Here is a 9,097-nt window from a genome sequence, read left to right as displayed (position 1 = left end):
CCACCCGCCACCCGCCACCCGCCTCCTGCCTCCTGCCACCCGCCGCTATCTCAGCCATCCGTGGACCGACTGAGCGTTTCCCACTCCTTGATTTCCTCGGCCATGCCCGCGAGCTTGCCGCGCACCAGCTCCAGGGCATCGCTGCCCAATAGCAGGTGCGCGGGCGGATTGGCGCTGGCGATCACGGCCAGCATGGCCTGGGCGGCCTTCACCGGATCCCCCAATTGCTTGCCGTTCTTTTCTTCGCGCGCACGGCGGACAGGTTCGAACAGCGCATCGTAGTCGCCGATGGAGCGCGGCGTTCGCACCATGGACCGTCCCGCCCAGTCGGTACGGAAGGACCCCGGCGCCACGGCGGTCACCGCGATGCCCAGGGGTTTGACTTCCTTGCCCAACACTTCGGAAATCCCTTCCAGCGCGAACTTGCTGCCGCAGTAATACGCAATGCCCGGCATGGTGATGAAACCGCCCATCGAGGTGATGTTCAGGATATGGCCGCGCCGGCGCGCGCGCATGAAGGGCAGCACGGCTTTCATCATGGCCACGGCCCCGAACACGTTGACGTCGAATTGCCGCCGCATTTCACTCAGGGGCGATTCCTCCATCACACCTTCGTGGCCGTAGCCGGCGTTATTCACCAGGACGTCCACCGGACCGATATCGGCTTCGATGCCGGCGACGACAGCGGGCACCGCATCGACGTCCGTCACGTCCAGCAGGCGCCCATGGGCAGCGCCCGGTGCCAACGCCTCGAACGCCGTCCGGGCCTGTTCGTTACGTACGGTGCCAATCACGCGGTGCCCGGCCGCCAGGGCCTGTTCCGCCAGGGCGCGCCCGAAGCCGCTGCTGACGCCGGTGATGAGGATGGTTTTGCCAGAATTCATGCAAGTCTCCAAAAATTGAACCAGAGACTGCATAATAGTTATCCTGTATGCGCACTTTAAGGTGTATTAATCTTTCAATTCTGCCTATTCCTATGAATATGGAACCGATTCAGCGGCAAGCCAAGGCCTCCGCACTCGAACAGCAGCGCATGGCGACGCTGCTCGGCGCGCTGGCACCGGAGGAGGGCTACAACCTGACCCCGTTGCCCTCGGTCCGCATCCTGCGCTCCGATCGTGCATTGGCGCGTACGCCGGTGCTTTACGATCCCGGCATCGTCATCGTCTGCCAGGGGCGCAAGCGCGGTTATTTCGGCGACCAGGTGTATGTCTACGATGAACAGCACTACCTGGCCGTGGCGGTGCCCGTGCCTTTCACCATGGAAACCGACGCCACGCCGGCGCATCCGCTGCTGGCCATCTATCTGCACCTGGACTTCCAGCTGGCGACCGAGCTGACGATCCAGATCGACCGGCACGGCAGGCCCGTGCGGGACGACACGCCGCAAAGCATGTTCTCCAGCCCCATGGATGCGGATCTGCGCGGCTCCGTGCTGCGGTTCCTGGAAGCCATGAACCGCCCGCTGGACGCGGCGGTGCTTGGGCCCGCGCTACTGCGGGAGGTGTATTTCCGCATTCTTACCGGTTCGCAAGGCGATGCGCTGCGTGCGGCCTTGGCCATGCAGGGGCGCTTCGGCAAGGTAGGCAAGGCGCTGCGGCATATCCACGCCCATTACGCCCAGGATCTCGATCTGCCTGTGCTGGCGGGCGCAGCCGGCATGAGCGTGCCCAGCTTCCACACCCATTTCAAGGCCATCACGCGCGCGTCGCCCATGCAGTATGTGAAGTCGACACGGCTGCATCAGGCGCGGCTGTTGATGGTGCGCCAGGACATGACAGTGGAGGCCGCTTGCAATGCCGTGGGCTATGCCAGTCCTTCGCAATTCAATCGCGAATTCAAGCGCCTGTTCGGCCGCACCCCCGCTGCGGAAACCCGGCGCATGCGAGAAAGCTTCGCCGTGCCGCCGGCCCACGCGGGGTCGGAATTCGTTTCGTCGCATTGATGACGGTGGCGCGGCGTGGGGCAGGGCGGCACCGTACCGTATCGTCGGGCGCTGCCTGCCACCGGCATTTACCGTACCAAGACTTACCTTACCGAATCGCCATAGCGATACTCATGCGTCAGCTTGTCCAGCTCCGCCTTCAGGTCCGCATCCAGCTTGTAGTCCACTGCCGCCAGCGTCTCGTCCAGTTGTTCGGGCTTGCTGGCGCCCAGGAGGGGCGCGGTGATCAGGGGATTTGCCAGCACCCAGGCCAGGGCCAGACGGGTCAAGGGCACGCCGGCCTGGTCAGCCAGCTTGCCCAACTGCGCCACGGTTTCGAAAGCGCGGTCGTTCCAGTAGCGGTCCTGGTAGCGTCCGCCGGCCGTGCCCAGCGTGAAGCGGGTGCCCTCGGCCGGCGCGCTGCCGGCCTTGTGCTTGCCGGTCAGCAGGCCGCCAGCGAGCGGGTTATAGGGAATCACGGCCAGGCTTTCGGCCTGGCACAGCGGCAGCAGTTCCCGTTCGATCTCGCGGAACAGCAGGCTGTAGCGCGGCTGCACGCTGATGAAGCGCGTGAGCCGCAGGAAGTCCGCGCGCCCCAGCGCGGTGGCCAGGCGCCACGCCAGGAAATTCGACACGCCCACATAGCGCGCGCGGCCCGACTTCACGATGACGTCCAGCGCTTCGATGGTTTCATCCAGCGGCGTGTTGTCGTCGTCGGAATGCAGCTGGTACAGGTCGACATAATCGGTCTGCAGGCGCTTGAGCGAGATGTCGATGGCGTCCAGCAGGTGCTTGCGAGAAGCGCCTTTGTCCCAATCGTTGGGGCCCGTCACGCCGACCGCCTTGGTGGCGACGACGTAATGCTGGCGGCGGCCTTGCAGCCAGCGGCCGACGATTTCCTCCGTGCGGCCGACGGTGTCCAGCGTGCCGCCCAGCGGGTAGACGTCGGCGGTGTCCAGGAAATTGATGCCGCCGTCGGTGGCCTTGTCGAGGATGCGCTTGGCGACGGACTCCTCGGTCTGCAGACCGAAGGTCATGGTGCCCAACGCCAGGCGGGAGACTTTCAGGCCGGTGCGGCCGAATTGGATCTTGGGTATAGCCATCGCGCACATCTCCAGAGCATATGCGGCCAGCGCCGCGGAACGCGAACGATTCTACGCCCCGCTAACTGACGTTTAGCTATTTGCTCAGATGCATCAATCCAACTGGTACTGCGCGGCCGTGATGGCGAAAGACTGCAGCGTCCTGGCTTGCCAGGATTCGTCGCGATGCAGTTCCTCGGCCAGGATGCGGGCCACTTCGGGGGCGGCTTGCAGCGCGGCGCGGCTGTCCAGGAACAGGGCACGGTTGCGGCGGGCCAGAACGTCTTCGACGCTGCGCGCCAGTTCGCAGCGCGCGGCATAGCGGACGTGCGCCTCGGTCAGGCCGCTGGCCGCCACCAGCATGCGGTCGGCGCCGGGCAGGGCGCGCAGGGCGGGCAGGTCGACGCCGTAGTAGGCATCCGTGGACCCAGGGGCTTCCTGCGCGGGCAACATATTCCCCGCGCCGTGCAGGCGCAGGTTCTGGGTCTGGCTGGAGGTGTGCGGCAGCATCTGTTCGCGCAACACCGTTTCCATGACGTCCTGCGCCATGCGGCGATAGGTGGTCCACTTGCCGCCGGTGACGGTGATCAGGCCGCCGTTCGATACCAGGATGGTGTGCTCGCGCGACAGCGATTTGGTGTTGCCCACGCCGGTCGCCTTGACCAGGGGGCGCAGGCCGGACCACACGCTGGTGACATCGGCGCGCGTGGGCTGGCGGTTCAGGTAGCGGCCCGCCGTCGCCAGGATGAAATCGATGTCCTCACGCGCCGCATCCGGCTCCAGCGGCAGGTCCGCGCGCGGGGTATCCGTGGTGCCGACGACGGTATGGCCGTTCCATGGCACCACGAACAGCACGCGGCCGTCGTCCGTCTTCGGAATCAGGACGGCGCGGTTGCCAGGCAGGAAGTCGCGCGGCAGGGTCAGGTGCACGCCCTGGCTGGGCGCCACCATCACGGGTGCCCTGCGGTCTTCCATGTGGCGCACTTCGTCCACCCACACACCGGTGGCATTGATGACGCAGCGGGCGCGCAGCATCAGTTCCGCACCGTTCAGGCCATCGCGCACGGTGACGCCGTCGATGCGGCCCTTGCTTTGCGACAGGCCGGTCACGCGCAGATAGTTCAGCGCCAGGCCGCCCAGGTCGAACAGCGTACGCATCAGGCTGACGGCCAGGCGCGCATCGTCGAACTGGCCGTCGAAATAGCGCACGCTGCCGCGCAGGTTGTGGCCGCCGACGCTGGGCGCCAGGGTCGGCGCTTCGGCCAGGGTGGCGCGGCGCGACAGCAGGCGGCTGGATTGCAGGTTCAGGCGGCCGGCCAGCAGGTCGTACATTTTCAGGCCGATGCCGTAGAAGGGCTGGTCCAGCAGGTTGTAGGCCGGTACCACGAAGCCCAGCGGCCACACCACGTGCGGCGCATTGCGCGCGAGCAGGCCGCGTTCATGCAGGGCCTCGCGTACCAGGCTGATATTGCCCTGCGCCAGGTAACGCACGCCGCCGTGCACCAGCTTGGTGGCCTTGCTGGAGGTGCCCTTGGCGAAGTCCTCGGCTTCCACCAGCAGCGTGCGATAGCCGCGCGCTGCCGCGTCCACGGCGGTGCCCAGTCCGGTGGCGCCGCCGCCGATGACGATGACGTCCCACGGTTCGACGGAGTCCAGTTGCGCCAGGATGCGGTCGCGCGACGGGGGAGTGATGGGCTTGGGATCGATTTTCATGGCTGTACGGGGAGCGCGTTGGCGGTCGCTGCGGCGGTGTCGTCGGCCGGGGCGTTGGCGATTTCGCAGCGCACGCCGGCCTGCTTGAGCACGCGCGCCAGCGGCGCTTGCGGGGGCTGGTCGGTATAGAAACGGTGGACCTGGGAGACGTTGGCCAGCTCTACCAGGGCCTGGCGTTGGTACTTGCTGTTGTCGGCCGTCAGCCAGACCTCGCGCGACTGCGCCATGATGGCGCGCGCCACGCTGACCTCGCGCAGGTCATAGTCGCGCAAGGTGCCGTCGGCTTCCAGGCCGGAGATGCCGATGACGCCGATGTCCACCTTGAAGCGGCGGATGAATTCGATCGTGGCTTCGCCGATGATGCCGCGGTCGCCCGGCCGCATCGTGCCGCCCGCGATGATGACTTCGCAGTCCGGGTTGGGCGCCAGGATATCGGCGACGTTCAGGTTGTTGGTGATGACACGCAAGCCGCGATGCTGGGTCAGCGCGCGGGCCACGGCTTCGGTGGTGGTGCCGAGATTAAGGATCAGCGAGCAGCCTTCCGGGATGTGGCGGGCCACGGCCAGGCCAATACGACGCTTGGCGTCGGCGTGCAGGGCCTGGCGTTGCTGATAGGCAATGTTCTCGGTGGTCGACGCCTCGATCCGCACGCCGCCGTGGAAGCGCGCCAGCAGGCCTTCCTGGGCCAGCAGATTGACGTCGCGCCGCACGGTCTGCAGCGTGACGCCGAAGCGCTGGGCAAGCGATTCGATCGTCGCCGCGCCGCTTTCGCGGACGGCGTCGATGAGGGCGGATTGACGCGGATTTAATGTCATGAAACGATCATAAAGCAACAAAAACGAAAAAGAAAGACGCTTTTGTATGATCGTTTGAGTTCGTTTTGGCGTCCCGCACTGTTTGCCGCGCGGGGCCGCCCTTTCACCAAAGCCGTAGCCGCTTCAGGAATACCAGCGTTCCCAGGCCCAGCGCCACCATGCCGCCCAGGATCCACCAGAACGCGCCGGGAGTCTGCAAGCCGGGCAGGTCGGCCACGTTCATCCCGAAGATGCCGGACAGCAGCGTGGCCGGCATCAGCATCGCGGTCAGTACCGACAACACCAGCAGGTTGCGGTTCATCTCTTCCGACATCTGCGCCGCGATTTCTTCCTGCAGCAGCTTGGCCCGCTCGTACAGCGCATCGATGGCGGCGGCCAGATGGCTGAGCGTGTCCACGCCCTGGGCCAGGTGATCCAGCGCCTCGGGCTCGGCCCAGGCATGGCGCATGGCCGGCAGGCGTCCCAACATATGGCGTTCAGGATGGATCTGCCGGCGCAGGTCGGCCAACTGCCGCCGCACCGCGCTCAATGCGCCCCGGTCGCGTTCACGGCGGTCCGACAACACCGAAGCTTCGATGTCGTCGACCTCGTCGGTCAGCATTTCCACGCGGGCGGCATACCCTTCGGCCAGGCATTCCAGCAGGTCGCCGAACAAGGAGGTGGTGCACCCATAGCCACGGCCGTCCTCGACGCGCCGGCGCAGCCGGTCGGTGGATTGCAGCGCCCGCGTGCGCACGGTGATCAGCAAGCCATCGTTCATGAAGAAATGCAGTACGCCTTTTTCGGCGTCCTCGGCCTCGGCGTCCATCTTCAGATCCACCAGCAGGCCGTGCACACCGTCTTCGGACATATGCAGGCAGGGCCGCGTATCGCGCCCGGCGAGAAACGCGCGGGCTTCCTCAGGCACATCCGCGCCATGCTCCAGCCAGTCCTGGATGCGGCTGTCAGCGGTCTTGGCGTGTATCCAGTGGAAAGCCCCGGACCCTGGCGGCGGGGCGTTCTGCACTTCATTCCAGTTGAGCCGGGCCGGGGCCATATCGGGCTGGAAACGGAAGGCGCATATCAATCCGCCCGGGCCGGCGGAGAGGGAAAGCAACCGGCTTTGAGCGGCAGGCAGATTCATGAGGGGTAATTCTTCAGAATTATTTCGTGCGTCGGATGGCGCTCGACGCCGACACAAATAGCCGTGCAGGGTGACAATTTCGTGACGAGTTGCCCCAAATTGACACCGGAATCTCGCTTGATCACGTTTAATCTCGCGGGCACGCGCGTCGGGCAGCAGGGCTCGGCATGGGGGTTTCCCCTGTTTCCGCCATGTGGACGGGTTGACGGCGCCGCGCGCGGCGCGGGTATGATGGCCGTCTAACCCACATGCCACATGGCGAAACGTTGAGCCGGCACCGGATAGCCGCCAGGGTCCAGATTTTTCTATTCAGGCACAAGCCTGTCCCTGTTTTAAGCCTACTTTATAAATCAACTGGAGATGAGACCTATGAACCGACCCGTCGATGGCCCCCAGGCCGCGCTGAATGTGCCAACTTATGTGCAGAACCGGCGCCTGGTCGATTGGGTGGCGGAGTTCGTGGCGCTCGCCAAACCTGACAGCGTAGTGTGGTGCGATGGTTCCCAGGAAGAGAACGACCGCTTGTGTGCGCAGATGGTTCAGGCCGGCACGCTGCGCAAGCTGAACGAACAGAAGCGTCCCAATTCCTATCTGGCCTTGTCCGATCCGGGCGATGTGGCGCGTGTCGAAGACCGCACCTTCATCTGCACCGACAAGGCCGAGGAGGCCGGCCCCACCAACAACTGGGCCGCGCCCGCAGAAATGCGCAAGACCCTCAACGGCCTGTTCGATGGCTGCATGCGTGGCCGCACGCTGTACGTGGTGCCGTTCTCGATGGGCCCGCTGGGTTCGAACATCGCCCACATCGGCGTGGAACTGACCGACAGCCCCTACGTCGTGGTCAGCATGCGCATCATGACACGCATGGGCAAGAAGGTGTACGACGTGCTGGGCGCGGACGGCGAGTTCGTGCCTTGCGTGCACACCGTGGGCAAGCCCCTGGGCGCCGGCGAAGCCGATGTGCCGTGGCCGTGCAACCCGACCAAGTACATCGTGCATTACCCCGCCACCCGCGAAATCTGGAGCTACGGTTCCGGCTACGGCGGCAACGCGCTGCTGGGCAAGAAGTGCTTCGCGCTGCGCATCGCTTCGACCATGGGCCGCGACGAAGGCTGGATGGCGGAACACATGCTGATCCTGGGCGTGACCACGCCGGAAGGACGCAAGCATCACGTCGCGGCGGCGTTCCCGTCGGCCTGCGGCAAGACCAATTTCGCCATGCTGATTCCGCCCGAAGGCCTGAACGGCTGGAAGGTCACCACCATCGGTGACGACATCGCCTGGATCAAACCCGGCGCGGATGGCCGTCTGCACGCGATCAATCCGGAATACGGCTATTTCGGCGTGGCACCGGGCACCGGGGAGAAGACCAACCCCAATGCCATGGCCACCCTGAACGCCAACTGCATCTTCACCAACGTTGCGCTGACCGACGATGGCGACGTCTGGTGGGAAGGCATGACCGAGCAGGCGCCCGCGCACCTGATCGACTGGCAAGGCCAGGACTGGACGCCGGCCATCGGCAAGGAAACCGGCCGCAAGGCCGCGCATCCGAACGCCCGCTTCACCGCGCCGGCTTCGCAGTGCCCGTCCATCGACGGCGAATGGGAAAACCCGGAAGGCGTGGTCATCGATGCCTTCATCTTCGGCGGCCGCCGCTCCACCACCGTACCGCTGGTGACCGAGGCGCGCAACTGGGAAGAGGGCGTCTACATGGCTGCCACCATGGGTTCGGAAACCACCGCCGCGGCCGCTGGCCAGCAAGGCGTGGTGCGCCGCGACCCCTTCGCCATGCTGCCGTTCTGCGGCTACAACATGAGCGACTACTTCCAACACTGGCTGGAGCTGGGCGAGAAGCTGGAGAAAACGGGCGCCACGTTGCCGCGCTTCTACTGCGTCAACTGGTTCCGCAAGGGTCCGGATGGCAAGTTCGTGTGGCCGGGCTTCGGCGAGAACATGCGCGTGCTGAAGTGGATGCTGGGCCGTATCGAAGGCAAGGCGCAAGGCCAGGAACACGTGTTCGGCGTCTCGCCGCGCTATGAAGACCTGGACTGGAAGGGCCTGGACTTCAGTCGCGCGCAGTTCGACCTGGTCAGCTCGGTGGAGAAGCAGGCCTGGCAGAAGGAACTGGAATTGCACGCGGAGCTGTTCGAACAGCTCAAGCAAGGCCTGCCGGCCGCGCTGCCGCGTACCAAGAAGAAGATCGAGGAACGGCTGTCGGCGTAATCCGACGATCAGGCAGGACAAGACGGGCCGCACAATGTGCGGCCCGTTTTTTTTTGCCATTCGTTGCCGGATTTCAGCCGCAAGCAGCGTTTGTACGCGAGGCGCACCCTCCCAGGCGATATGCCATCCGCACACCACGGTATACAATCCGCCCGCAGGTTCGCGTATTACTTGATTTCCTGAATGGCGGAACAGCCATCGGAAGTCCCAACAA

7 protein-coding genes are annotated in these 9,097 nt (G+C 65.2%); 2 read left to right on the top strand and 5 right to left on the bottom strand.

Annotated features, from left to right (window positions below; all coding sequences use genetic code 11):
• Positions 1–50: 50 nt before the first annotated feature.
• Positions 51–884 (bottom strand): oxidoreductase, encoded by an 834-nt coding sequence (locus CEY05_RS30485; RefSeq protein WP_088601278.1) that lies wholly within the window; start codon positions 882–884, stop codon positions 51–53.
• A gap of 149 nt (positions 885–1,033) precedes the next feature.
• Between CEY05_RS30485 and CEY05_RS30480 the strand changes: the two genes are divergently transcribed.
• On the top strand, positions 1,034–1,945 hold the full coding sequence (locus tag CEY05_RS30480) for an AraC family transcriptional regulator (protein ID WP_088601281.1): 912 nt from the start codon (positions 1,034–1,036) through the stop codon (positions 1,943–1,945).
• An 83-nt stretch (positions 1,946–2,028) separates the two neighbouring features.
• Here CEY05_RS30480 and CEY05_RS30475 read toward each other — a convergent pair whose 3' ends face one another.
• The 4 genes from CEY05_RS30475 to CEY05_RS30460 all read right to left on the bottom strand — a co-directional run bounded on the left by CEY05_RS30475 (position 2,029) and on the right by CEY05_RS30460 (position 6,657).
• Positions 2,029–3,027, bottom strand: coding sequence for an aldo/keto reductase (locus tag CEY05_RS30475; RefSeq protein ID WP_088601277.1), 999 nt, complete (start codon positions 3,025–3,027; stop codon positions 2,029–2,031).
• A 93-nt stretch (positions 3,028–3,120) separates the two neighbouring features.
• Entirely contained in the window at positions 3,121–4,719 is a 1,599-nt protein-coding gene (locus CEY05_RS30470; protein ID WP_088601276.1) for a glycerol-3-phosphate dehydrogenase/oxidase, read from the bottom strand.
• Positions 4,716–5,534: a DeoR/GlpR family DNA-binding transcription regulator gene (locus CEY05_RS30465; RefSeq protein ID WP_088601275.1), complete on the bottom strand. Its 819-nt coding sequence runs from the start codon at positions 5,532–5,534 to the stop codon at positions 4,716–4,718. The genes CEY05_RS30470 and CEY05_RS30465 overlap by 4 nt, the downstream gene beginning before the upstream one ends.
• Before the next feature lie 103 nt (positions 5,535–5,637).
• Complete coding sequence (locus CEY05_RS30460; protein ID WP_088601274.1) at positions 5,638–6,657, bottom strand: CorA family divalent cation transporter; 1,020 nt, start codon at positions 6,655–6,657, stop codon at positions 5,638–5,640.
• A gap of 369 nt (positions 6,658–7,026) precedes the next feature.
• Here CEY05_RS30460 and CEY05_RS30455 point away from each other — a divergent pair, with 369 nt between their 5' ends.
• Complete coding sequence (locus CEY05_RS30455) at positions 7,027–8,883, top strand: phosphoenolpyruvate carboxykinase (GTP) (RefSeq protein ID WP_088601273.1); 1,857 nt, start codon at positions 7,027–7,029, stop codon at positions 8,881–8,883.
• Positions 8,884–9,097 lie beyond the last annotated feature (214 nt).

It is taken from the genome of Achromobacter sp. HZ34 (genome assembly GCF_002209485.1).
In the GTDB taxonomy this organism is placed as follows: domain Bacteria; phylum Pseudomonadota; class Gammaproteobacteria; order Burkholderiales; family Burkholderiaceae_B; genus Bordetella_C.
This window is presented reverse-complemented; position numbering and strand designations above follow the sequence as displayed.